We start from the raw sequence: 23,434 nt of genomic DNA, 5'->3' as shown, positions 1-23,434 counted from the left end.
ACATTCAGCGACAGATCAGGCCGGTCTCCGGGCTTGCGAGTGACGATTGGTCGGAACTTACGCCTTCCCGTGGGTACAGTGGCTTGTGTAAGTTGTTGACTCGCTTACCGTTGCGGGGGCAGCACTGGCATTGCCGAAAGAGATGGCGCACCAGTTTCCCGTTTCACCCTGGCTGGCAGGGCACCTGAACGCGGCTAAAGATACGCCGATTGTGGGTGGTTCTCAAGCAATAGTGGCGGTTGGCAGGAACTTCGGTAGGAATTTGCTGACCAAGGAACTGCTGGGTTAGAATGCCCGTCCCTTGTCGGGGATTTGACCTATTTCAGAGCCAGTAACAACTGGTTTTTTTACGGCCTGCCGTGGGCTGTTTCCTGCTCAGTAAAATGTGGAATTGTTATGGCTGAAGAGTACCGCTCGGAAGAGCGCCGCCTGTTGAAGTTTTTGTTCGCCTCTACGCTGTTTTTGTGCATAGGCACGATACACGGCATGTTGCAGACCCAGCGCCCGATACGTGCCTGGCTGGATTCCATCGGCAGTCCTTATGGCGGTCCGGGACACATGATCGATCCACTGGCGCATGCCCACATGAACCTGATTGGTGGCGTGGTCATCCTGATCATGGCCGCGACCTATTACCTGTTGCCGCGTATTTCCGGGCAGAAACTGTTTTCCTACAAACTGGTTGAGCACACCTTCTGGTGGACGGCGTTGGGTCTGTCTGGTTTTTATTCGACCTTGATGGTATTTGGCGTGTGGGAAGGTCAGTTGCTGTTGGCTGATTTGCCGGACGAGCTGGAGCGAGTGCATGCCAGCTACTATGCGCCGACCATTGCGACGGTGGCGACCATCATGGGTATGGGATTCTGGATATTTTTCGTCAACGTGTTTATGACGTTCCGCAGAATTCGCAAGTCAGCATAAGGATCTTGCCGTGAACGACGCACTGCCATCGCAACAACCTGCCATGGAAGAAGAACTGGTCTGTCGTTGTCCCGAGCACTGGCCCAAGTGGGCGGGCAAGGACATGGACTTCGCGGGCTGGTGTGTCCATCGGATGAAAATCGCCGCATTTGCTCACATGCCGGTGTCCTATGAAGTGTATCTGGACAAGCAGACGCAGAATATTGCCGACCTGGGACTGACCGAAAAGTGGCCGGGACTGGTGCTGACGCGTACCGGCTGGTTTGGTGGCGAAATTTTGCGGGTGCTCGAGCCCGAAAGCTCACCGTCGCGCAGTGTGGAATACCTGACGCCGCCGTTTCACGTTAACGTGATGTTGCACGAGGGTGGTATTGGTACGGTGACGCGGACTGCGCAGATTCAGCAGTCCAACATCTATGCCGCCAAGTGCAAACCCAAAGAGCTGTACCTGGCGCATCTGAGTTGTCCGGTGTGCGCCGAGCGCAAGGGCGGGGAGAAAATTCTGCTCATTCGTCGCTGGATACCTGGGCAGCAAACCCAGCGACGAATGAAGGACGAGTCCAAGCGTTAACTCGTTGAGGACTTGTTTTCGCGGCGCGGCCCAGAGCTCTGCCGCCGTCCCTGACCACCCGAACGACCGCCACCACCACGACGTTGCCCATTTGGGTTGTGTGAACGCGGTCTGCGTTCCGGTTTTTTCAGATCTGTTGCCAGCAGTTCGTTGCGCACGTGCTCCATCGGAATTTTCTTGCCAATGTATTGCTCAATTTCCGGCAGGTGGAACGTATAGGTTTCGCAGGCCAGGCTGATGGCTTTACCCTCAGCGCCGATGCGGCCAGTACGACCGATGCGGTGCACGTAGTCCTCCGCGTCCTGGGGTAGATCATAGTTCACCACATGGCTAACGTCGGGGATGTGCAGGCCGCGTGCGGCTACATCGGTGGCCACCAGCACCGGGAAGGTGCCCTTCTGGAAATCCAGCACCAGGCGCTGGCGTTTTTTCTGCGGCACATCGCCGGACAAGGTGTTGGCGACGATGCCATTGAGGTTGAGGTAGTCGTCGAGTTTTTCTGCGGCAGCCTTGGTGTTGACGAACACGATGGTGCGTTCCATGTCGGGCTGGCGCAGCAAGCCAATCAGCAACGGAATTTTTTCGTCGTTGGCAACGTAGTACACGCACTGTTCCACTTTATCAGCGGTGACTTCGTCTGAGACTGCTTTCACCAGTTGCGGGTTGTGCATGTGCTCGTAGGCCAGCTCGTTCACGCGGAAGGACAGCGTGGCCGAGAACATCAGGTTCAGGCGATTTTCCGGTGGCGGCAATTGACGGAAAATGTAGCGCAGGTCCTTGATGAAACCCAGATCGAACATTCGGTCAGCTTCGTCCAGCACCATGACTTCAATGCTGCGCAGAGTGAAAACGCGTTGCTTGTAGTAATCGATAATTCGTCCTGGGGTACCGATGAGAACGTCGATACCGTCTTCCAGACTTTTGCGTTGTTTATCGTAATCCATGCCGCCGAATACCACCGCCAGCTTGAGGCCGGAGTGTTTGGCCAATAACTCGGCATCGCGGTGAATCTGCACGGCCAATTCCCGGGTGGGGGCCAGTACCAGAGCGCGTGGGCTGCCGGGTTTGTAGTTGGGGTCGGCAGGGGCGTTGAGTAGCTTCTGCAAAATGGACAGCAGGAAGGCGGCGGTTTTGCCCGAGCCGGTTTGGGCCTGGCCGACAATGTTTTCCCCCGCCAGCGTTCTTGGCAGCGCCAAGGCTTGGATGGGCGTGCATTGGGTAAATCCGAGCTCGTCCAGGGCCTGAATAAGGGAGGGGGCCAGGGGCAGGTCGCGGAAGCGGGTGGTGGAGAGGTGCGTATCGGTCATGTGAGCTACTTTTTGTTGGAAGTTGCCGGCAGAAGGTGCCTTTTGAAGCCCAAACTGCTGTTTTTTGTGGAGTTGCGTTTTCGCATGGTTGCCGGTAGAGTCCTAGACTCAGGAAGCCGGGTGTACGAATCCATTATACGTGCCAATACGTTTCTGGCATAATTTTCCTGTGGACCCGAACAGTTTTATCATTTTTGGAGGCATTAAGTGAGCGATCGAATAGTCTATTTGTCAGACGACACATTCGAAGACGAGGTAATCAAGGCATCTACCCCTGTGTTGGTGGACTACTGGGCTGAATGGTGTGGCCCCTGCAAGATGATTGCGCCGATTCTGGATGAAATCGCTGATGAATATGCCGGCAAGATTAAGGTTGCCAAGCTCAATATCGACGAGAATCCTTCGACCCCACCTAAATTCGGTATCCGTGGTATTCCAACGTTGATGCTGTTTAAGAACGGGAACGTGGAAGCGACCAAGGTTGGAGCGGTCTCCAAGTCGCAGTTGACGGCCTTTATCGACAGCAATCTGTAATCGACGCTGACCTAATTTAGACGCTGGGCTTAATTTTCTAGACCCAGCGTCGATTAAGTGTTAACTTTGCAAGAATAATAACTGCACTGTATTCCCGGCTTCGGCTGGATAATTCGCTGTACGGTGGCACTTCTTAAGCCCCCGACTCAACCTCACTCATCGCTAACTTTCCGACACATCCTAATATTCGCTATGAATCTAACAGAGTTAAAGAGAAAACCGGCCTCAGAACTTTTGGAAATCGCTCAAAACTTGGGCATCGAAGGTATGGCGAGGTCACGTAAACAGGACGTTATTTTTGCTGTTCTCAAGGCGCAAGCCAAGAAAGGCGAAGATATCTACGGTGATGGCGTATTGGAAATTTTGCAGGATGGGTTTGGTTTCCTGCGATCTGCCGATAGCTCATACCTGGCCGGCCCCGACGACATTTATGTCTCGCCCAGTCAGATTCGCCGTTTTGCACTGCGCACAGGCGATACCGTCGAGGGCAAGATACGTCCGCCCAAAGAAGGTGAACGCTACTTTGCGTTGCTGAAGGTTAATGAAATTAACTTTGAGCCACCAGAGAACGCCAAGAACAAGGTGGTGTTTGAAAATCTGACACCGCTGTTTGCCATGGAGCGCCTGAAGATGGGCGTGGGCAACGGCAGCACCGAGGATTTGACCGCGCGCATCATCGACATGGTGGCACCCATTGGTAAAGGTCAGCGTGGTTTGGTGGTATCGCCGCCCAAGGCTGGTAAAACCATGATGCTGCAGAATATCGCTCAGTCCATCACTACCAACCATCCTGAGTGTAAGTTGATTGTGTTGCTGATCGATGAACGTCCTGAAGAAGTAACCGAAATGACGCGCTCAGTGCGTGGCGAGGTAATCTCCAGTACGTTCGATGAACCTGCGGCTCGTCACGTGCAGGTGGCCGAGATGGTTATCGAGAAGGCCAAGCGCTTGGTTGAGCACAAGCAGGACGTAGTGATTCTGCTCGATTCCATCACCCGTCTGGCGCGCGCCTACAACACGGTGATTCCTTCTTCCGGCAAAGTGTTGACCGGTGGTGTGGACGCCAACGCATTGCATCGTCCCAAACGTTTCTTTGGTGCGGCGCGTAATGTGGAAGAAGGCGGCAGCCTGACCATCATCGCGACGGCGCTGGTTGAAACTGGTTCACGTATGGACGACGTTATCTTTGAAGAATTCAAAGGTACCGGCAACATGGAATTGCATCTGGATCGCAAGATTGCCGAAAAGCGTATTTATCCTGCAATCAACATCAATCGCTCCGGCACGCGTCGCGAAGAGAAGCTGACCAAGCCAGATGAGCTGCAGAAGATGTGGATTTTGCGCAAACTGCTGCATCCTATGGAAGAAATTCAGGCGATGGAATTCCTGTTGGGCAAGATGAAAGACACCAAGACCAACGACGAATTCTTCGACTCAATGAAGCGCTCATAATATCCAGCGCTGAAATAAAAAAGCCCGCATTCGCGGGCTTTTTTGTGTGTGTTTAATTGGAGCATTGTTTTGTAGGAGTATGCCAAATTTTATCAGCGTAGTCCTGAATGGAGCGATCGCTGGAAAATTTGCCCATCTGTGCAACATTGAGGATGGATTTTGCGATCCACTTCGGTTGATCAAGATAGGCTGCGTCAACATCGTCCTGGCAGCGAACATAATCCGCATAGTCTGCGAGTAGCATGTATTGATCGTGATTTAGCAGATTGTTGATCAGATCACGATAGCGATCAGGTTCGTTGGGGTTGAAGAAACCGCTGGCAATCATGTCCAGACAGGCTCGCAGGCGATTATCAGTGTGGTAGTAATCACGCGGTTGATAGTTGCTGCGAGTTTGGGTGACTTGTTCTGCGGTGAGGCCGAAAATGAAAATATTCTCATCGCCCACTTCCTGTTTAATTTCGATATTCGCGCCATCCAGGGTGCCGATGGTGAGTGCGCCATTGAGCGACAGTTTCATGTTGCCCGTGCCGGATGCTTCAGTGCCAGCAGTGGAAATTTGCTCCGACAAATCGGCGGCAGGCATGATTAATTCCGCCAAACTTACGCTGTAGTTGGGCAGGAACACCACTTTGAGTTTGTTGCCAACATACGGATCGTTGTTGATGACATCGGCAACGTCGTTAATCAATTGGATGATTTGCTTGGCGGCAACGTAGCTGGGTGCGGCCTTGCCGGCGAAAATTACGGTACGTGGCACAATGGGGGCGGTAGGCTGCTCTTTGATGCGCAGGTAGCGCGTGACAACGTGAAGCAGATTCAAAAGCTGCCGTTTGTATTCGTGAATGCGTTTAACTTGCACATCAAACAAGCTGGTGCTGTCAACGACGACCCCCAGCTCCCGACGAATATGCATGGCCAGTCGCTGCTTGTTGGTGTGTTTGACGCGAGCGTAGCGTTCAGCAAAAGGTTTGTCGGTTGCATATTTGGTGAGTTGTTGCAGCTTGGACAAATTGGTCAACCAATCGGAATCGATGCTGTCGCTAATCAATTCGCTCAGTTGCGGGTTGGCTTGATTCAGCCAGCGGCGAGGCGTGATGCCGTTGGTGATATTGATGAACTTACCTGGGAAATAAGCGTTAAAACTGGGGAATAAATTATTTTTCAATAATTCGGTGTGCAGTTGCGCTACGCCATTGACCCGGTGGCTGCCAATGATGGCCAGATGTGCCATGCGTACGTGTTTTTCACCTTGTTCACCGATGATGGAAAGATCGCGCATCAGCGAGGTATTGCCCGGTTGCTGATGATGAACTTCGTTGAGGAAACGGCGGTTGATTTCAAAAATAATTTGCATGTGGCGTGGCAATAATTTTTCCATCAGCGCGACAGACCAGGTTTCCAGGGCTTCTGGCATCAGTGTGTGATTGGTGTAGGCAAACGTGCGGGTACAGGTATCCCAGGCTTTGTCCCAGGGAAGATAGTGCATGTCCAGCAGAATGCGCATCAATTCAGGAATGGCAATCGCAGGATGAGTGTCGTTAAGCTGAATGGCCACTCGGTCGGCAAAACGATCAAAATTATCGTGATGCTTCAGGTAGCGATTGATGATGTCCTGCAGTGATGCGCTGACGAAAAAGTATTGCTGCTTGAGGCGCAATTCTTTGCCAGCGGTGGTGGTGTCGGCAGGATAAAGCACCTTGGCTAGGTTTTCAGAGGCATTTTTCTCTGCGACGGCCTGAATGTAATCACCTTGATTGAAATATCCCAAGTCGAAATCACGCGAAGCACGGGCGCTCCACAGGCGCATGTTGTTGACGGTGTCGCAGCCATAACCGGGGATGGGTGTATCGAAGGCCATGGCCATAACATCATCGGTTTCGGTCCATTGATGACACATGCGACCGCTGTTGTCGCTGTACTCGATGACGCGTCCACCGAATTTAACCGGAAACAATACTTCGGGGCGTGAAAATTCCCACGGATTGCCGTAGCGCAACCAGTTGTCAGGATGCTCTACCTGTTTGCCGTTTTCGATGCTCTGGCGGAATATGCCGTACTCGTAACGAATTCCGTAGCCAAAGCCGGCCATTTGCAGCGTAGCCATGGAGTCCAGGAAGCAGGCGGCCAGCCGACCCAGGCCGCCGTTGCCCAGTCCTGCATCGTTTTCTTCATCCAGCAGAGCATTCAAATCCATGCCTAATTCACGCAGCGCATCGCCTACAACGTCGGTGAGGCCAAGGCTGAGCAGTGAGTTGGAGAGCGCGCGGCCCATCAAAAATTCGAGCGAGAGGTAGTAGACGCGCTTGCGGTCCTGGCGATAGTAGTTGCGCATCGTCTCCATCCAGCGCTCAATGACGCGGTCACGGACGGCATAAATCGTTGCGTGCAACCAATCGCGCTCGGTGGCGGTAAAGCTGTCTTTGCCCACAGTGAACATCAGGCGGCGGCTAATGGCTTGCGCCAGGGACGCTTTGTCCATCCCCAGTTGTTCCGCGAAAAATTGTAACGTCATTGTGGTTTTTTGATTCATGCGTATCCTCGTTTGCTACAACCCAAGCAGGTTGCCTGGATTATAATAGTTCAGTTTGTGAAGTGAGGCAGAATGCAATGCGTGTACCCAGGATATTTGTAGATGAGTCGTTAGCGGTTGGTCAGCAATTGCCGCTGCCTGATCAGGCAGCTCGCCACGTAAATCAAGTGTTGAGGCTATCAATCGGTAATTTACTGAAAATATTTAATGGCAAGGGTGGAGAATACACTGCAACGATTGTGGATGTGCAAAAACGTCAGGTGATTGTCCGGCTTGATAGCTTTGCCAAGCTGGATAAGGAGTCACCCTTGCACGTTCATTTGGGGCAGGCGATTTCACGTGGTGAACGTATGGATATTGCTTTGCAAAAGTCGGTTGAACTGGGTGTGACGGCGATTACGCCGTTGTTTACCGAGCGCTGTAATGTGAAGTTGCCACCTGATCGTTTGGAAAAGCGCATTGAACATTGGCAAGGTGTCATCGAGGCTGCGTGTGAGCAATGTGGTCGGGAGATTGTGCCGGCATTGCATGCGCCGATGGACTTGGAGCCATGGCTGTTGCAAGCCCGGGGCGTTGGACTGGTGCTCAATCCGTTGGCGGCGCAGTCAATTTCGACGGCGGAGCTGGATACGACTCAACCCATTCATTTGTTGATCGGTCCGGAAGGAGGATTGAGTGATACGGAGATTGAGGGTGCAGTTGCCAAAGGGTTTATCGGGGTGCGTTTGGGGCCGCGTATTCTGCGCACCGAAACCGCAGCTCTGGCGGTGATCAGTATCCTTCAGGTCAGGTACGGAGACTTTTGATTAAAACATGGACAAAAACAAAGGGAATTCATAAACAATTTATTCTTGACTCTTTTGCTCAGTTTTCGTAGATTGACCTTGTATGATTGCCAATGATGGCTGTGCTGCCGAGGTTGCGTATGCGAATACCAAGCAAAGGTCGTTACGCAGTTGCTGCTTTGATCGATATGGCTATGAACCACGCAAAAGGGCCGTTGACAATAGCGGAAGTTGCTGAAAAACAAAATATTTCTTTGTCGTACCTGGAGCAGTTATTTGCCGATATGCGCAAGGCCCAGTTGATCAAGGGGATGCGCGGTCCGGGCGGAGGTTATGTGCTGGCGCGCGATCCGGCGCAGATCAGTATCGCCCAGGTGATAGAGGCGGTGGAGCAGCGTACCCTGTATCGGTTACCGCAGCATGAGCACTATGAGCCCTTTAGGCTCTGGGAAGAGCTGAGTGAGCGCTTGTACCGGTATTTGGATGGTATTAGCCTGGCAGATTGTTTGCGGAATCGACGAGAGCCCGGGAAGGATGAAATATTAGTGGATACTGATGAACTAATTCCCGACGCTGCCGATAAAAGAGCTTGAGAGTGTTGTTTGTCGCGAAAAAATGCTATATTTTTGCGCGCTAGTTTAAGGAGATGGCAATGGCCTACAGTGACAAAGTTCTGGATCATTATGAAAACCCACGCAATGTTGGTTTTTTTGACAAGAACGATCTGTCGGTTGGAACGGGTATGGTGGGCGCGCCTGCCTGCGGCGACGTGATGCGTCTGCAGATCAAAGTTAACGACCAGGGCGTGATCGAAGACGCCAAATTCAAGACCTATGGTTGTGGTTCAGCCATCGCTTCCAGCTCGCTGTTGACCGAATGGGTCAAAGGCAAGACGCTGGAGCAGGCACAGCAAATCAAGAACACAGAGATTGCCGAAGAGCTGGCGCTGCCGCCGGTGAAGGTGCATTGCTCCGTGTTGGCCGAAGATGCCATCAAGGCAGCGGTCGAAGATTATCTTTCCAAGAAGCAAGGCGTACCGGCTACCGGTACTGACCACTAAATTGCTGGCGCACGCCGTCCGGCGTGCGCTGTAATCTCGCAAATTTTATCTGCCCATAGCTGCGTTTTGTTAGTATCAGGCTTATGCAGCTAAGCCCCGGCGAACATATCATTCATCAAAGTCGTGACGCGTACGGTGACCTGGTGGTCACGGATACCGAGATTTATCGTCATTTGTATTTTGGCTCAATCAGCAAACAGTCCAGTTTATTGCTGCAGCAACCCGATATGTTGGTGCTGCGTTATACCCAGGCCATGGCCATCAGCGTGCTGTTCAATTCCCGGCCGCAGCGAATTTTGTTGCTCGGGCTGGGTGGTGGATCGCTGGCGAAATTTCTGCTCAACGCCTGTCCGCAGGCCACAATCGATGCGGTCGAATTGCGACAGTCGGTAATACGCTTGGCGCATGGCTATTTTGGCGTGCCCGAAGATCATCCCCGGTTGCAAATTCATTGTCAGGACGGACTGGAGTTTGTGCGCCGACTGGATGCCACAGGCTACGATTTGATCCTGCTGGATGTCTATGATCGGCAGGGGCCGGTGAATGAATTTTTGCAGTGGGATTTTTTGCAGAACTGTCGTCAGCAGTTGCGTCCCGGCGGCGTGCTGTGTGCCAATTTGTGGAACCGGCAGATTGATGATTTTCGTCAGCGCTATCGCGAGTTCCAGGCGGTATTCAGAAAACAAACGCTACGCTATGTGCTGGACAAGCAAAATGGAAATGCCTTGGTGTTTGCTTTTGACAAGCGACCGGATCTGCGGCAACTGGAAACGCCGGCGGCGATGTTGAAGCGCCAGTGGCAGGTGGATGCTCCTGTCCATCTGGCAGCGATACGCGGCCAAAACGCCGGAGAATAGTCGGTGCTGATTGATGATAATGTGCTGGATTTTTATCCAAACTGACTTTGCGGGTGATCATTAGTAGAGTAAACTCGTAGGTATTTGGCCACCATAGAAAGATAATTACATGAGCACAAAAAGTTTTATCCCGCCTTTGCGTACCTTGATGGGCCCAGGTCCTTCTGATGTTCATCCACGCGTTCTGAGCGCTATGGCGCGCCCGACCATTGGTCATCTGGACCCCGTGTTTGTCAGCATGATGGATGAGGTCAAGGCGATGTTGCAGTACGCCTTTCAGACCAAAAACGAACTGACCGTTGCAGTGTCCGCACCGGGATCGGCTGGGATGGAAACCTGTTTTGTGAATCTGGTGGAGCCTGGTGATACCGTTATCGTTTGCCAGAACGGCGTGTTTGGCGGACGGATGAAAGAAAATGTCATCCGCGCCGGTGGCAACGCGGTGATGGTGCAGGATAAATGGGGAGAAGCGGTTGATCCGCAGAAACTGCAAGAGGCACTCAAGGCCAACCCTCAGGCCAAACTGGTTGCATTTGTTCACGCTGAAACGTCAACTGGCGCGCAGTCCGATGTTGCGACCTTGTGCAAAATTGCACATGACCACGGCTGTTTGACCATTGTGGATGCGGTCACCTCGCTGGGCGGAACGCCGATCAAAGTCGACGAGTGGGGCGTGGATGCGGTCTACTCGGGCACGCAAAAATGTTTGTCATGCACACCTGGTTTGTCGCCAGTGAGCTTGAGTCCAGCGGCGGTAGAAAAAATCAAGGCGCGCAAAACGCCCGTGCAAAGCTGGTTTTTGGATTTGACCTTGGTGATGGGCTATTGGGGGCAGGGCGTGAAGCGCGCTTACCACCACACCGCACCGATTAATCCGCTGTACGCATTGCACGAATCCTTGGTGATGCTGCAGGAAGAGGGTTTGGAAAATTCCTGGGCGCGTCACCGCAACATGCACAATGTGCTGAAGGCTGGTCTGGAAGCAATGGGCATGCGCTTTATTGTTGATGAAAAAGCACGTCTGCCGCAGTTGAATGCTGTGACCGTGCCTGACGGTGTCGACGAAGCCGCAGTGCGCGCGTATCTGCTGAAAAATTTCAATCTGGAAATTGGCGGCGGTTTGGGCGATTTGGCAGGCAAGGTGTGGCGGATTGGTTTGATGGGACAAAGTGCGAACATCAACAACATTTTCCTCTGCCTGAGTGCGCTGGAAGCTGCACTGGTAGAACAAAAAGCAGCAATCAAGCGTGGTGTCGCGCTGGAAGCGGCGCGTGAAGTTTACGCATCTATCGCATAACGTTCGAGCAATGATGAAAAAGACAGGGGCCCTTTCGGGCCCCTTTTTTTAGCTGACCAGATCCACCAGTTGTTCGACAACCGTTTGTGGCTTGGCGTCCAGCACATCCAGACCAATGGCCTGGCGATGTGATTCCCAGTCGTTGTCCAGCAGCAGAAAATAACCGAACAACTGATAGGCATATTTTTCTGCTGGCACGGAGGAGTGGAACGGTTCAGTTAAGCGTGTGGCATAAATCAGCTGCCCCAAAAACAAACCGTCAGCAAGTTGCACTAACTCATCCAGACAAAAACCAATCGGTGCCGGGCCGCCAATCATGGGATAGCGATAGTGGAACTGGAACACTTGCTTGCGCTGCTCGTTGCCATGATTCATTGGCAAAATGGAGGTTTGATCGGCAACGCCCAGGAACATGTAACCCTGACGTACGAATGGTGACGGTCCTTGCGCTGCGTAGGCTTGCAGCAACGGATCGGGAACGCGGTAGTTCATGTCAACGATGCGCATGAATGCATCGGCGCTGAGAATGCGTTTGTCCTGCAAGTTATATCCCTGTACCCAATGATTATCTGCCTGATCCTGCCAGAATGCTTTGTCCTGCTCGGTCATGCCATTGTCCCAGCTGCCATGTGACAAGTGCGCAGCATACTTTCCAGGTTCCCAATGGTGCTGGGCATTAAATTTGGTCAGTTGATAATGCGGCGCGCTGGCCAGATGATTTTTTAATTGCTCGACACGTTCGGGATAGCGCTGTGCAAGATCATCACTTTCGTCCAGCAGCATACTGAGGGTGCGCGGCGGAATTTTCTCAAAGGATTTTCCGCCCCAAGGGAAAATATATTTGCCTATGGCGCGCCATACCATATCGAGCACATTGGGATCATAGAGTTTGTCCTCGCGCAACATGGCCGCGAGCGTGTTGGGCAGCAGCCACTGGTCATCAAATGCCCCCGTCCGCAGATTATCGCCAAAGCCACCATGCAAACTGAGCGTGGCGCCGTGATAATAGTCAAACCCCTGAATGCGGTTGCGCTCACCATACCAGTCGTAACTGTTTTGGCTGTTGAGTCGGACGTGATAGTTTTTCTCTGACGCACTTTGAAATACGCCGTTGACAACCGTGGGTGCGATGCCGCAACGGAACAAGCGATTGAGGCTTTCAAATTCCTCAAGTCTGTCGAAGTGGGATGTTTGTGATGAGATGCGCTGGCTGATGCGCTGCAGCATCTGCAAAATGCTTTCGTCAGGTTGAAGCAGGGTCGATACGATAGCGTTGTCGCCGGCCACGGGCGATGTTTCCAGAGTCATGGTGGTGAATTTTGCGCGCAAATCCGCATGCTTCTTCCAGCCGTCTTTCCATTCATCCAGTGCGCGAGGCGTATCCTCAACGTTGGCGAGTTTGTCGTAGCCCAGCTCGCGGAAGCCTGCTTCACCGGGACGTGGACGCAGTTGTGGAAACGCATCGTCGGCATAAACCTGCGAGGCATAGGCCGGGTCCATCATCAAGAAAAAGCCGTTGTTCTGGTAGCCGTAATCAACAAATTTTCCACTGTTGCGACGTAGCAAAAAATCAAGGAAACGTTGCCACCAGCTGGCGGGCTTGCGCGGTTGATATTTTTCGCCAAGGGTGAGTGGTGTGTGGTGCTCCAAAAACGAGATGTCGAGCTGGCCTACGTTGAAGTGTTGTGTGGCAAAAACCAGTTGACCTAGATAAATGCCGTCGGCGACTTGTACCAGCTCATCGATCAAACATGTCATCGGGTAGGTGGGCTGCAAGCTATCCCAGCGATAATTGAGCTGATAGACTTTTTTATTGCGCATTTCCGGCACAACTGATTGGCCCATGTCAGCCAAAAAAATACCGCCGGTTTCGGTGTAAGGTATGGTTTTCTCTTTTTCCAGATTCTTGGGCAAGATCTCACCCATGAATCGTGGGTCGCCGGGGGAGGTCGGTCTATCCTGCAGTCGCCATAGTCGGTGCAGGCCGGGAAGGCCGATGCCTTGAACTAAATTGGGATTGCCCGGTGGGCGGAAAAAATTTCGACCTATGCGTGTTTTGCTGGCGTCATAAGTCTCCATGGTGACGGAGTCATCATTACAAATTCCCCGGACCTGTTCGCGAGACAATGGCTCAAAGGTTTTTCCCATCCACAAGCCCGTATCAGCAAACGTGGCATTCCATGCGCTGGCCATGACTTCCAGTCCGGCGATGGCGGAACGTTGTTGGCCGAATTGTTGAGCAAGCTCGCGGAAAAAATCGCTGTCACGAATGGAAACTGGAATGCCTATCATTGGGCCGTCGATGGCAACAGCAGAGCCGCATTCAAATAAGGTGCGCAAGGTGTTGTGAACGGCGGGCCATTGATCTTTTTTGTTGTTGTCAGCAAGGATGCGCTGATAGTTGGCGAACATGGCAAACGGATTTTCCTGGCCATCACGCGCGAGAATGTCTTGCAGCTTGTTATTGAGTTGTTGCCTCTCTTGTTCGTTTTGGCAGGGGAAATTGTGGCTGCTCAGGTAAGGATTGTTCATTGTGATCTCCTTGTACGCCATGATAATCGTTGGTTGCTTGTGAAGTTTGGTTAAGTGCAGAAATGAAAATATCCTGGCACTCCTGTAGTTCATCCGCAGTCATGAAAGTTTTTCGCTGATATTCGCTGTGCATATTGAGTTTGGCCAGCTTGTCCTGCCATAGGGGGTTGTATGGCAGCAAAACAGCGGTGGAAAAATGTAATTGGCGCAGGTGTTGTGCAATGCGAACAAGATTGTCTTTGCGGGTGGTGATACCAGGGATTAATGGAATTCGTGGGATGACGGTGACCTTGGATTGTTGGCTGAGGTTTTTCAGATTCTGCAAAATAAGGGAGCTGCCTTGCTTGGTGAATTGGCGGCTGAGGGTGTCGTCGAAAATTTTTACGTCAAAATAAATCAGATCCAGATAGGGCAATAACTGTTCACTGAAACGGCGATAGTTGAAGAATCCACTGGTTTCCAGGCAGGTGTGTATGCCTTCGGCTTTGAGTTGTTTTAAAAAATGGTGAAGGAAGTCATGTTGTAGGGTTGCTTCGCCGCCAGAGACCGTTACCCCGCCGCCGCTGGAGATGAAGAAATGTTTGTCGATCAGCACGCGATGCAGCAGCGTTTGCAGATCAATCAGCTCGCCATTGTCCAGTTCAGCACATTGCTCGGTGATAGGATGAAAATGATGGGGTGTGGGCAGACCTTCCGGGTTTTGGCACCACTGACACTGCAGAGGGCAGCCTTTGAAAAAAACTGTGGTGCGTATGCCAGGTCCGTCCTCGCTGCAATCGCGTTTGATGTCGAAAATCCATGCCTGGGTTTGCATGCTCATCAGTGAGTCGGCTGATTGGCGACGCCAATGAAACGCTCAACTTCGCATGCGATTGCGCCAAGTTTGAAAAGGTGACCTACATTGCCGGTAAGCTGTACCATATTTTCCAGCAACAAACCGACGACATCGACTTCGTCCCTGCCAATCAGATTAATGATGCTGGCCAGGTCTTTAAAAGCGATGACCAAATCGACTTTGTCTGGATTGCGTTCAATGGCCAGGGCCTGATTTTCTGTCAGGGTTGTGGTGGTGACAATTTCCAGTGGGTTGATGGTTTTGCCAAATGGCGTATCACAAAACAAGGCGTCAGGGTTTTTGCAAAACTCAATGTGAACATTCATGTTGTCGCCGGGCTTTTTCGTGCGCAGCAAAAATTTGCCGTTGTAGTAGCGCTGGCCACCCTTGACGTAAGGGTCGCGTATGACGAAATTGTCATCAAAAAAACGCGTGGCACGATTGCGATGCGCCGGATCTAGCAGTGCATCGCGCATGACGAACACAAAACCAAATTCCACCAGTGCCGCGACTCCCTTGGCGACAATGGGGCCGCCCAGTTTTTCGACAATCTGCGGGATTTTTTCGTGATTTCGCCCTAGCGTTAATACCGAATGAAGATGTTGACTGTAATTGGGAAAGCCTGCGTGCATATCATTCTCCTAAACGCTGAAAGCGGTGTGTGTTTCTTTGCCTGTGTCGAGTGAGAAGTTCGCCCGATCGATAATCTCCTGCCGCATTTGCGGGCTGAGAGTGACGAAATAGGCAGAGTATCCTGCAACGCGAATCATTAAATCCTTGAACGGTGTCAGCGCCTGTTTGGCTTCAGTCGTGGCACCGATGGCTTCGGCGTCATTGGCTGCCTTGTGGGCTGCGCGCAAATCCTCAATGGAGGATACGCACAGCTGCACCAATACACCGTCATGATCCATGAAGGCTTTCATGTAGCGCGAAAACAGTTCGGTGTCGGCGTCAAAATGTTCAGCATCGCGAGTGGTCAGACTGAGGTTGTAGGTGTAGCCATTTTGCACCGTCTGCGGACGGACTTCAGCCACCGACAGCATGTGATCGAAAATCATTACCGGATCACCGTTGGCTTTGACAATGTTGGGGCAAGGGGTGATGCCGCTGGCAAACGATTGACCACCGCGGCGGCCATTGGGCGTGGCTTTGGTTAGCATGCCAAAGCCGGCATGGTTGGTCATGCTCCAATAGCCGACCAGATAGCGGCCACCGCGATGGGTGCGATATTTGTAGAACGTATCATGAATCATTTCGGTCAGCAGGTGCGTGTATTTCACCGCAAGATGATTGTCGTAAACACTGCCCGGTGTTTGTTCAATGCCGGCGCCATATTTGGGTGCGCGGCGCAGCAGCTGGTTGATTTGTGCGATGCGCTCATCGCTGAGCGTAGGCAGCGTTTGCAGTTCGTCAGACAAACGCAACCAGGCAACGATGCGCTGGATAATGCGTCGAATCCAGCTGCTTTCTTTTGCTGAGGCGGGCGCTTGCTGACCAAAGTTGCTGTTCATTGCGGACAGCAATTCGCTGACTGAGATTTTTTTACCAAAGACTAATTGATCAAAAATGCAGAACGAGTCGATGACATCGGCCAGACCGATAATGGCAACCCCGGCGGAATTGTATTTTGCCCCACCAGCGGCAACGTCGCGGAACTTGGCACCTTGTCCGCCAGGTAAATTACTTGGTCCAACAAACAAGCCAGACAAAAATGGCGAAGGCCGAACATCTTCCATGGCGCGCCCCAGATAGTTGTTGCATTGCACTGCATGTCTGGCCATTTCATCCAGCTGGATACGAAAAGCAGCGATGAACTCTTCCATGGTTTTCATTCGGCTGAGCGGTGGTGTGGTGTAGGCGCTCGCGCCGTAAAATAAATTCGGATCATTGGCAGCGATGCCGTCGCTGCGATGTTTGCCGCCAAACATCGCCAGCTCCAGCACAGCAGGTAAAACCATCAAGGTCGAGCCGGTGTTGCCGTAATGTTTACCTGCTGAATTTTGCTCAATGCAGCCGATGGAGGCGTAATCGTGGGCGTCAGCCAGTGCCTCATCGGCGCTCACGCCATCATGAGCCGCGTAATAGCTGGCCATGGCATCAACCACGGCGGCATCGCCATGCAGCGCCGGTGTGGCGCGAGTGAGAATATTGACCTGACAAATTCGCTTGAGATAACCATCGTGGACTTCGGCAGGCAGAGGATTGCCACTGGCGTCGCGATGATGCACATCTTTGTGATAACGGGCATGAACATTCGGGTCGCGAATGCCCAGCAATTCCGTGGCTTTGAGAATGATGTAGGTCATGTCGTTAACGGCATCGACAACTTTGCCATCGACCACCTGTGTGCCACCGACCGTCAGCGCCTGATTGGAACCGCTGCCGGCGAACAAGGTTTCAGAACCTTCGGTGGATAGCGGAACGTGATCGGAACAACGAAGGAAGAAATGACACATCAACTCTACGGCGTGCTTGGTATAGGCGTCGCGTTCCTGGCCGGAACCCAGTTGTGACCAATCGCTGAGATAATACGGATTGAGCAGTTGATCAAGACGACCAATGGACAAACCAAAATTGGTATTTTCCTGTAGCAACAGGTGATAGCAAATCCAGATGCTGGTGATGGCTTCATGCAGCGTGCGTGCAGGTTGTGCCGGTACGCGCTGGCAGATAGCGCTCAGTTCGGTATTGCCTGCCTCGGCGGCAGCTTGCGCCAAATGTTGCGCATAGTTTTTTGCGCCCTCAAACACGCAGACGACGCCTTTTAAAAACTGTTGTTGCGAATCACTGAGTGCGGAATTGGCGATATCGTTATTGGCTTGTTGAATTAAACCATTCAGACCGTATTTGAGCACGCGCGCAAAATCCGGCACGGTGTGCGAAACGCAGGTGGCTTTGTCTGACAGGAAAAAGGACACGCGTTCCATCAATGCCTGACAGGTCGGTGTTTCACCGGCAGCTTTTTTCAATTGCGGGTCGATGGATGGAATGCCGTGATAATGGCCACCGTCCACGGTGTCGCGGCCATCGTTGCGATATTGTTGGGTGTCATAGGCGCGATAACGGGCGACTTCCTGCACAGGCAGGCGTTGCAACCAGTAGGGAAAAATTTCTTTGTTTAAGCGTTCTGCAACTTCAGGTTTTATTTTGAACGGATTTTGCGCACGATGAGTGACGGTATTTAATTCTGGCCAGATGCAATAGCCAATGGTGTCAGCATAAATTACTGGGCCAACAAAACTGGTTGTGGTTTGACCGGGTAATAAATCTGTTTTGCGCACCAGTGGTGTTTTCTTGCTGAAAATATAGTTCAGTGCTTCGGCGCGTCTTTGGTAAGGCGGTAGTTCATCATTGGCAGGGTCGCGCATGAATTCGGTGAGCAAGCGCGGCAATTCATCGCAAATTTCCGGTGTTCCTTCGTCGAGAAAAAGCCGCTCGCGCCACCATTTGACGGTTTGGAAATCATTGATGCTGATGTCGGTCAGTGACAAATCGCGCAGTGTTTTGACCTGCTTTGGATTGTCGTTGGCGATGGGAAATACGCGGCTGGGGGAGTCGTGGGTTTTACTGGCGGGGTTCGTCAGGTCGATCTGTATGCCCCCGTGGCCAAGCTGGGATTCACTCATGAGTAGATGCCTCAAAGATTTGGGTGGAAAAGGGCTCACCTCCAGTATAGAGAGATGAGGGAGGGCTTTCCAATAGGGATAGTAAAGGAAACGTGACAATTTATGAGGCTATTCCCTTGGTTTTAGGCAGAAAAGACAGGCTGACGGAACGAATGATTCTGGCTGGGTGGTGAGTGATTGCTGCGGGTAAAATTTTTGTGAACAGGACGATTGTGGCTTCAGTTGGTATGGGGGGGCTGGCGATAACGGCGAAGAGTTTGGGTGGTTGGTAAAGTACCCGATTCTCACGCGCAATTTTTGCTCCGTAGTCCCTTGGCCGCGACCTGGTGTCGCGGCTTTTTTTTCGGACTTTAGTGCTTGCTAGAGTCGTAACTTATTGTTTTGTAATGGCTGATATTGGTTGGGGCTGATCTGTTAGCTAATCACGACTGTGTTAATCAAAAGATAGGACGCTAATTGTGGAATAATGTCAGAAAAAACCAACGGGTCTATACATGTGGTACCAGCGATTCATTCCCCAGGCCGATGTAACCAGTGCTAGCGAACGGCTGTTTGCGTTTGTGGCGGCCTTGCTCAGCATCTTGTTTGTGGCCGGGATTAGTCATCACTTTTTGTCCGGTGCAGCGGTGCCGTTGATGATTGCCTCAATGGGGGCATCCGCCGTGTTGTTGTTTGCCGTGCCTGGCAGTCGTTTTTCGCATCCTTGGGCAGTATTTGCCGGACACATGGTGTCGGTAGCGGTTGGAGTGACCTGCGTCCAGTGGATAGGCAACTGGGCTTTGGCTGCGGCATTGGCGGTGGCGGTGTCGATTGCGCTGATGCAGCAACTGCGCTGTTTGCATCCGCCGGGCGGAGCAGCGGCGTTGGTGGCTGTCGTGGGTGATGAACATATTCACGCGTTGGGATACAAATTTCTAATCACGCCGGTGTTGCTGAACGTATTGCTGATTCTGCTGGCGGCGTTGCTGCTGAATAATTTGCTGCCAGGTCGGCGTTATCCACAAAGCACGGAGTTGCTGGCGAGTGAACAGCGCAAACCGCAGGATTTTTCCGCCGAGGATTTGACCGAGGCGCTGCGCGACATGGATGGTTTTGTTGATGTGTCCGAATCCGATTTACAAAAAATTTATTATCAGGCACGCATGCATTCACGCATTCGCCAATTGGGCGCGGTGCGTTGCAGTGATGTGATGCAGGTTGATGTGCTGACGGTGCAATATGGCACAGAGCTGGATAAAGCCTGGCACATGATGCGCGAGCATCGATTGGTTGAGCTGCCTGTGGTCGATGCTTTTGATCACGTCATGGGTATGTTAACGCTGCGCGAAATGATGCATGCGGTGGAGGTGGGGCAGCCTGAACGGTTTGTGGAAAAACTGCATCGGCTGTTGCAACGTACACCGGGCCATGATTCGGACAAACACGAAGTGGTGGGGCAGTTAATGCGCTCTGAACTGCTGCATGTGTCGCCGAACATGTTGTTGTCCGAGCTGATTCCACAATTTGCCCAATACGAGGGCGAATATGTGGCGGTGGTTGATGAGCACAGCAAATTATTGGGCCTGATTTCGCGCGCGCAAATTTTGCAGCGTCTCTAGCCTGATTGTTGCCGCAGTTGTTCGCGATTCATCATCAGCCACTGCAGAGCGATGATGGGTGCGGCGGAATTGATTTTGCCACTGCGCAACCAGTGGATCGCCTGATCGTAGCTGACTTTGAAAACGCGAATGTCTTCGTTTTCTTCGTCCAGTCCGTAAATGCCTTCCTTGACCAAACTGCTGTCGATCAAGCCGCAGTACAGCGCGATGGTTTCAGACGTGCCACCGGGACTGACGTAATAGTTGAGAATGTGAACGAGGGAATTGATCTCGCAGCCGGCTTCTTCCAGGGCTTCGCGGCGGGCAACGTCTTCGGCGCGTTCGTCATCCTTGATCATGCCAGCGACGATTTCGGTTAACCACGGACCGTTGGGGTCGTGCAGTGCGCCAATGCGAAATTGCTCCAGCAGTACCAGTTCATCGCGCTGTGGGTCGTAGGGCAGCATGGCCACGGCATGGCCGCGCTCAAACAATTCGCGACTCATTTCGCGGCTCATGCTGCCGTTGAACAGCGAGTGGCGCAGGCGGAACTTCGATAGCTTAAAAAAACCGTCGTAGCCGACCTGCTGACGCAGAATATCGACGGTTTTGCGCTGGCTCATGCCGAGCGCCAGCGGCGGCGGATGCGTCCCAGCAGCGGCAGCAGCATGAGCAGTTGCCAGGGCGACAAGGCCGAGGCGTTGTCGCCATCGTCGTTTTGGACGGGTGCGTCGGTGCTGGCATCACCCGTTGGGCTGTTGTTTTCAGCCGGCGGTGGGGTGGGATCGTCCGCGGCTGGCGGATTGTCTATCGGCGGATTGACTGGCAGCGGCTCGGGCAAGGGATTCGGTTGAGGTACGATGCTGATGCTTTTCGCTGTGACAGTAATGAGATGTTGGCGACGGTTGTCGGCATTGTTCAGGCTGTCCAGTTCGTCCGAGCTGACGCTGGTGTCGACCAGATATTCACCTGCGGCGTTGGCACTGAATTCGGCGCTAAATTGCGCGGATTGATGCACTGCCAGGCTGGGCAGTACGCATTGCAGTACGGTGTTTTGCGAGGCATCGCTGCTGGTGCTGCAATTGTTGCCGTTGATCGCTGCAACGCTCAAGCCTTTGGGTAATTTGGCAGTGAGCGTCACCTGATGGGCGGTCAGTGGTCCACGGTTGTTGACGGTGAGGCTCATTTGCACCGGGGTGTCTGTTTCCAGATTACTGAATGTCAAGCTACGGGTGGTGGCTTTGGCATTGCCGCCGACCAGACCAATGCTCTGGGTGAGGGCCAAATCGGCCACCGCCGGGGTGAGCAGATAGCCATGCCACTGGTATTTGCCATCGGCGTCCTTTTTGCCCGCCAGGCCGACGATGTGACCGATGTTGCTGTTGTCGCTGGCTTTGTAAAAATGCCAAAGCGGTTGTTCGGCTAATGGAATCTGATTCCACAGTTTGTATTCGCGCCAGACGGCGACATCGTTGGCATCCAGTTCCTGGCGGTAGACGAAGGCATCGCGAACAAGAACTGCGTCATTGGGTGAGGGCGGCTGTACTGGCCATACCTGATTGATGTTCCAGGCGGCGGCAGCCACGATTTCGCCGACGACATAACCAGCGTCGTTAATGCTGTTGGCCCAGGCAGTTTGCGGGCTGCCGGGGTTGATGTCGGTAATGCCGCTGTCGCTGTTCCACACGTAGGGGTGGGTGATTTGGCTGACAGACTGGCTCCAGTTGCTCCAGGCGAACCAGGTGCCGCTGCCGCCCACCACATTGCCGGATTCGTTAATGTCGATGCCACCCCAGTTGGTGGTGCCGGTGCCTAAGCTGTTGACCAGATGAGGCAGTAAGGCCGGGCTGCCGTTGCCAGGTTGCCAGACAAAGCCGTTGCTCTGGCTGTAGTTGCCAACCTTTCCGCTGATGCCGCTGATCTTGCCCTGGTTGTTGATGCCGTAGGCGGCACCAACAAAGCCACCGGCGATCAAAATGGGATTGGCACTGGCATTGGGCCAGTAAGCCGCGTAATCGTTGCTGCCGTCGTTGACACTGCCGACGATGACGCCGTTGTCATTAATCGCCCAGGCTTTGCTGCTGGAATAGCCTGATAGCAGAGGCAGCGGTTGCAGAGTCCAGCTGCCACTGATTTTTTTCCACTGGCAGGCGACGATAGTCTGCGAGCTGTCCTTGTACCAGCCTACGGCAACGCCGGCATTGTTCACGCCGTTGGCTGCGGCACTGCTGGTGCTGGGAAGTTGGCTGAACTGGCTGCTGCCAGCCTCAAACACCACTGCGCGCTGGGTGCTGTCGGCAGCCCAGGTGGAGCCGACCACCAGGCCGTTGTCGTTGACTTGCAGTGTCTGGTTGATGGCGGTGTTGTATTCGTCCGTCAGATAACCGATGGGGCCCAGATCGGTAATGCTGTATTGTGGGTCCTGAGCTAGGGCCGGGCTGGCGAGCAGGATGCCAACCAGAGCGGGTCTAAGTTTCACAGCGATCAGCGGGCGCATAGCGGGTTCCTGGTGAAAAATTGGTCACTAATCATAAACCATCTGCGGGGCCAGTTTAACTGTCTCGAAAAGCAGACGGCGATAGCCTGATGCTAATTTGCTAAAATGGCGCGAAGCTTAAAGCGGGTAAATAAAAATGGCGGTTCAGTGGTTCCCCGGGCATATGCACAAGGCCCGGAAAAGTATCAAAGAGGCAATGGGCAAGATCGACATCGTGATTGAGGTGTTGGATGCCCGTATCCCTTACAGCAGCGAGAACCCTCTGGTGGCCAATTTGCGTCAATCGCGGCCTTGCATCAAGGTGTTAAATAAAAGCGATTTGGCAGACCCGCAGTTGAGCAAACAGTGGATCAGTCATTTTGAGCAGCAGGACCGCGTCAAGGCCGTTGCCGTGGTGGCTGAGAACAAGGGCTCGACCCGTTCTGCGATCAATCAGGCAGTGGCTCAATGCAAAAAAATGCTGCCAGAGCGCAATTACGAAGTCCGGCCTGTGCGTATCATGATCATGGGCATTCCCAATGTGGGCAAGTCCACCATCATCAATGCGTTGACCGGACGTAATCTGGCGAAAACCGGCAACGAACCGGCGGTTACCAAAACCAATCAAATGATTCGCATGGATGACGGCGTCATGCTGTGCGATACGCCGGGGATACTCTGGCCCAAAATTGAAGACGAAGACAGCGGATATTTGCTGGCGCTGACTGGCGCGGTGAAAAATACCGCCATTGAATTTGAAGATATTGCCAGTTACGCAGCGGCCTATTTGCTGCAGCATTATCCGGCGCAGATTTGCGCACGCTACAAACTGACCGAACCACCCAAGGACAATATCGACCTGCTGGAAATCATTGCGCGCAAGCGCGGCGGTGTGCGTGCGGGAGGCAAACTGGACATGAACAAAGCGGCTGAAGTGTTGCTGCACGATTATCGTGCCGGTGCTCTGGGTAATTTAACCTTGGAGTCACCGCAGTCGATACAGCAACGCATGCAGGTCATGGCTGAGCGCAAAGCGGCAGAACCACCTGCGCAAGACGACGAGGAATAGGC

General features: G+C 52.9%; 19 protein-coding genes and 1 riboswitch. Of the genes, 11 read left to right on the top strand and 8 right to left on the bottom strand.

All coding sequences use genetic code 11. The annotated features are described in order from the left end of the window. Positions 1-203, bottom strand: a riboswitch (cobalamin riboswitch). Positions 204-396: 193 nt separating this feature from the next. Further along, a complete protein-coding gene (locus OEW58_04290; protein MDH5300561.1) occupies positions 397-921 on the top strand; it encodes a cbb3-type cytochrome c oxidase subunit I in 525 nt (174 codons plus the stop codon). 10 nt (positions 922-931) lie between these two features. After that, on the top strand, positions 932-1,492 hold the full coding sequence (locus OEW58_04285; GenBank protein MDH5300560.1) for a hypothetical protein: 561 nt from the start codon (positions 932-934) through the stop codon (positions 1,490-1,492). Here the strand turns inward: OEW58_04285 and OEW58_04280 are convergent. Next, positions 1,489-2,799 carry a DEAD/DEAH box helicase gene (locus OEW58_04280; GenBank protein MDH5300559.1) on the bottom strand — a complete coding sequence of 437 codons (1,311 nt, stop codon included), beginning with the start codon at positions 2,797-2,799 and terminating at the stop codon, positions 1,489-1,491. The two genes, OEW58_04285 and OEW58_04280, sit on opposite strands and share 4 nt — an antisense overlap. 207 nt (positions 2,800-3,006) lie before the next feature. Here OEW58_04280 and trxA point away from each other — a divergent pair, with 207 nt between their 5' ends. Together trxA and rho are read left to right on the top strand one after the other, a co-directional pair. Beyond that, positions 3,007-3,333 (top strand): thioredoxin TrxA, encoded by a 327-nt coding sequence (gene trxA, locus OEW58_04275; GenBank protein MDH5300558.1) that lies wholly within the window; start codon positions 3,007-3,009, stop codon positions 3,331-3,333. A 192-nt stretch (positions 3,334-3,525) separates the two neighbouring features. Further along, a complete protein-coding gene (gene rho, locus OEW58_04270; GenBank protein ID MDH5300557.1) occupies positions 3,526-4,785 on the top strand; it encodes a transcription termination factor Rho in 1,260 nt (419 codons plus the stop codon). A gap of 52 nt (positions 4,786-4,837) precedes the next feature. On the opposite strand, the gene OEW58_04265 is transcribed toward rho, so the two are convergent. Further along, positions 4,838-7,318, bottom strand: coding sequence for a glycogen/starch/alpha-glucan phosphorylase (locus OEW58_04265; protein ID MDH5300556.1), 2,481 nt, complete (start codon positions 7,316-7,318; stop codon positions 4,838-4,840). Positions 7,319-7,395: 77 nt separating this feature from the next. On the opposite strand from OEW58_04265, the gene OEW58_04260 reads away from it, so the two are divergent. The 5 genes from OEW58_04260 to OEW58_04240 all read left to right on the top strand — a co-directional run bounded on the left by OEW58_04260 (position 7,396) and on the right by OEW58_04240 (position 11,317). Continuing rightward, a complete protein-coding gene (locus tag OEW58_04260; GenBank protein ID MDH5300555.1) occupies positions 7,396-8,124 on the top strand; it encodes a 16S rRNA (uracil(1498)-N(3))-methyltransferase in 729 nt (242 codons plus the stop codon). Between the two features lie 92 nt (positions 8,125-8,216). After that, complete coding sequence (locus OEW58_04255; protein MDH5300554.1) at positions 8,217-8,696, top strand: Rrf2 family transcriptional regulator; 480 nt, start codon at positions 8,217-8,219, stop codon at positions 8,694-8,696. 59 nt (positions 8,697-8,755) lie between these two features. Then, entirely contained in the window at positions 8,756-9,163 is a 408-nt protein-coding gene (iscU, locus tag OEW58_04250) for a Fe-S cluster assembly scaffold IscU (GenBank protein ID MDH5300553.1), read from the top strand. A gap of 83 nt (positions 9,164-9,246) precedes the next feature. Further along, positions 9,247-10,020: a methyltransferase gene (locus tag OEW58_04245; GenBank protein MDH5300552.1), complete on the top strand. Its 774-nt coding sequence runs from the start codon at positions 9,247-9,249 to the stop codon at positions 10,018-10,020. A 109-nt stretch (positions 10,021-10,129) separates the two neighbouring features. Continuing rightward, positions 10,130-11,317 carry an alanine--glyoxylate aminotransferase family protein gene (locus OEW58_04240; protein MDH5300551.1) on the top strand — a complete coding sequence of 396 codons (1,188 nt, stop codon included), beginning with the start codon at positions 10,130-10,132 and terminating at the stop codon, positions 11,315-11,317. 48 nt (positions 11,318-11,365) lie between these two features. On the opposite strand, the gene OEW58_04235 is transcribed toward OEW58_04240, so the two are convergent. Genes OEW58_04235 through OEW58_04220 form a run of 4 tightly spaced genes read right to left on the bottom strand, consistent with a single transcriptional unit; the run spans position 11,366 to position 18,310 of the window. Further along, positions 11,366-13,849 carry a hypothetical protein gene (locus OEW58_04235; protein ID MDH5300550.1) on the bottom strand — a complete coding sequence of 828 codons (2,484 nt, stop codon included), beginning with the start codon at positions 13,847-13,849 and terminating at the stop codon, positions 11,366-11,368. Then, positions 13,779-14,669 (bottom strand): radical SAM protein, encoded by an 891-nt coding sequence (locus OEW58_04230; protein ID MDH5300549.1) that lies wholly within the window; start codon positions 14,667-14,669, stop codon positions 13,779-13,781. The genes OEW58_04235 and OEW58_04230 overlap by 71 nt, the downstream gene beginning before the upstream one ends. Beyond that, the gene (locus OEW58_04225) at positions 14,669-15,316 is read right to left on the bottom strand and encodes a hypothetical protein (protein ID MDH5300548.1); all 648 of its coding nucleotides are present in this window, start codon (positions 15,314-15,316) and stop codon (positions 14,669-14,671) included. The genes OEW58_04230 and OEW58_04225 overlap by 1 nt, the downstream gene beginning before the upstream one ends. Before the next feature lie 9 nt (positions 15,317-15,325). Further along, the gene (locus OEW58_04220; GenBank protein ID MDH5300547.1) at positions 15,326-18,310 is read right to left on the bottom strand and encodes a formate acetyltransferase; all 2,985 of its coding nucleotides are present in this window, start codon (positions 18,308-18,310) and stop codon (positions 15,326-15,328) included. A gap of 494 nt (positions 18,311-18,804) precedes the next feature. On the opposite strand from OEW58_04220, the gene OEW58_04215 reads away from it, so the two are divergent. After that, positions 18,805-19,908: an HPP family protein gene (locus tag OEW58_04215; GenBank protein ID MDH5300546.1), complete on the top strand. Its 1,104-nt coding sequence runs from the start codon at positions 18,805-18,807 to the stop codon at positions 19,906-19,908. On the opposite strand, the gene nudF is transcribed toward OEW58_04215, so the two are convergent. Both nudF and OEW58_04205 read right to left on the bottom strand, forming a co-directional pair. After that, positions 19,905-20,510 (bottom strand): ADP-ribose diphosphatase, encoded by a 606-nt coding sequence (gene nudF / locus OEW58_04210; GenBank protein MDH5300545.1) that lies wholly within the window; start codon positions 20,508-20,510, stop codon positions 19,905-19,907. The genes OEW58_04215 and nudF overlap by 4 nt on opposite strands. Then, positions 20,507-22,384: a hypothetical protein gene (locus tag OEW58_04205; GenBank protein MDH5300544.1), complete on the bottom strand. Its 1,878-nt coding sequence runs from the start codon at positions 22,382-22,384 to the stop codon at positions 20,507-20,509. Before OEW58_04205 ends, nudF begins: the two co-directional genes overlap by 4 nt. A 136-nt stretch (positions 22,385-22,520) precedes the next feature. Between OEW58_04205 and ylqF the strand changes: the two genes are divergently transcribed. Then, positions 22,521-23,432, top strand: coding sequence for a ribosome biogenesis GTPase YlqF (gene ylqF, locus OEW58_04200; GenBank protein ID MDH5300543.1), 912 nt, complete (start codon positions 22,521-22,523; stop codon positions 23,430-23,432). Positions 23,433-23,434: the final 2 nt, after the last annotated feature.

The organism is Gammaproteobacteria bacterium (assembly GCA_029884425.1).
In the GTDB taxonomy this organism is placed as follows: Bacteria; Pseudomonadota; Gammaproteobacteria; order S012-40; family S012-40; genus JAOUHV01.
The sequence above is the reverse complement of the archived record's forward strand: the minus strand, read 5'-3'. Positions and strand labels throughout refer to the sequence as shown.

Bases quoted from the DNA above. Each gene is read 5' to 3' on its own strand.
- OEW58_04290 (MDH5300561.1), top strand. From the start codon at position 397: ATGGCTGAAGAGTACCGCTCGGAAGAGCGCCGCCTGTTGAAGTTTTTG.
- OEW58_04280 (MDH5300559.1), bottom strand. From the start codon at position 2,799: ATGACCGATACGCACCTCTCCACCACCCGCTTCCGCGACCTGCCCCTG.
- rho (MDH5300557.1), top strand. From the start codon at position 3,526: ATGAATCTAACAGAGTTAAAGAGAAAACCGGCCTCAGAACTTTTGGAA.
- OEW58_04265 (MDH5300556.1), bottom strand. From the start codon at position 7,318: ATGAATCAAAAAACCACAATGACGTTACAATTTTTCGCGGAACAACTG.
- OEW58_04260 (MDH5300555.1), top strand. From the start codon at position 7,396: ATGCGTGTACCCAGGATATTTGTAGATGAGTCGTTAGCGGTTGGTCAG.
- OEW58_04255 (MDH5300554.1), top strand. From the start codon at position 8,217: ATGATGGCTGTGCTGCCGAGGTTGCGTATGCGAATACCAAGCAAAGGT.
- iscU (MDH5300553.1), top strand. From the start codon at position 8,756: ATGGCCTACAGTGACAAAGTTCTGGATCATTATGAAAACCCACGCAAT.
- OEW58_04245 (MDH5300552.1), top strand. From the start codon at position 9,247: ATGCAGCTAAGCCCCGGCGAACATATCATTCATCAAAGTCGTGACGCG.
- OEW58_04240 (MDH5300551.1), top strand. From the start codon at position 10,130: ATGAGCACAAAAAGTTTTATCCCGCCTTTGCGTACCTTGATGGGCCCA.
- OEW58_04235 (MDH5300550.1), bottom strand. From the start codon at position 13,849: ATGAACAATCCTTACCTGAGCAGCCACAATTTCCCCTGCCAAAACGAA.
- OEW58_04230 (MDH5300549.1), bottom strand. From the start codon at position 14,669: ATGAGCATGCAAACCCAGGCATGGATTTTCGACATCAAACGCGATTGC.
- OEW58_04225 (MDH5300548.1), bottom strand. From the start codon at position 15,316: ATGCACGCAGGCTTTCCCAATTACAGTCAACATCTTCATTCGGTATTA.
- OEW58_04220 (MDH5300547.1), bottom strand. From the start codon at position 18,310: ATGAGTGAATCCCAGCTTGGCCACGGGGGCATACAGATCGACCTGACG.
- OEW58_04215 (MDH5300546.1), top strand. From the start codon at position 18,805: ATGTGGTACCAGCGATTCATTCCCCAGGCCGATGTAACCAGTGCTAGC.
- nudF (MDH5300545.1), bottom strand. From the start codon at position 20,510: ATGAGCCAGCGCAAAACCGTCGATATTCTGCGTCAGCAGGTCGGCTAC.
- OEW58_04205 (MDH5300544.1), bottom strand. From the start codon at position 22,384: ATGCGCCCGCTGATCGCTGTGAAACTTAGACCCGCTCTGGTTGGCATC.
- ylqF (MDH5300543.1), top strand. From the start codon at position 22,521: ATGGCGGTTCAGTGGTTCCCCGGGCATATGCACAAGGCCCGGAAAAGT.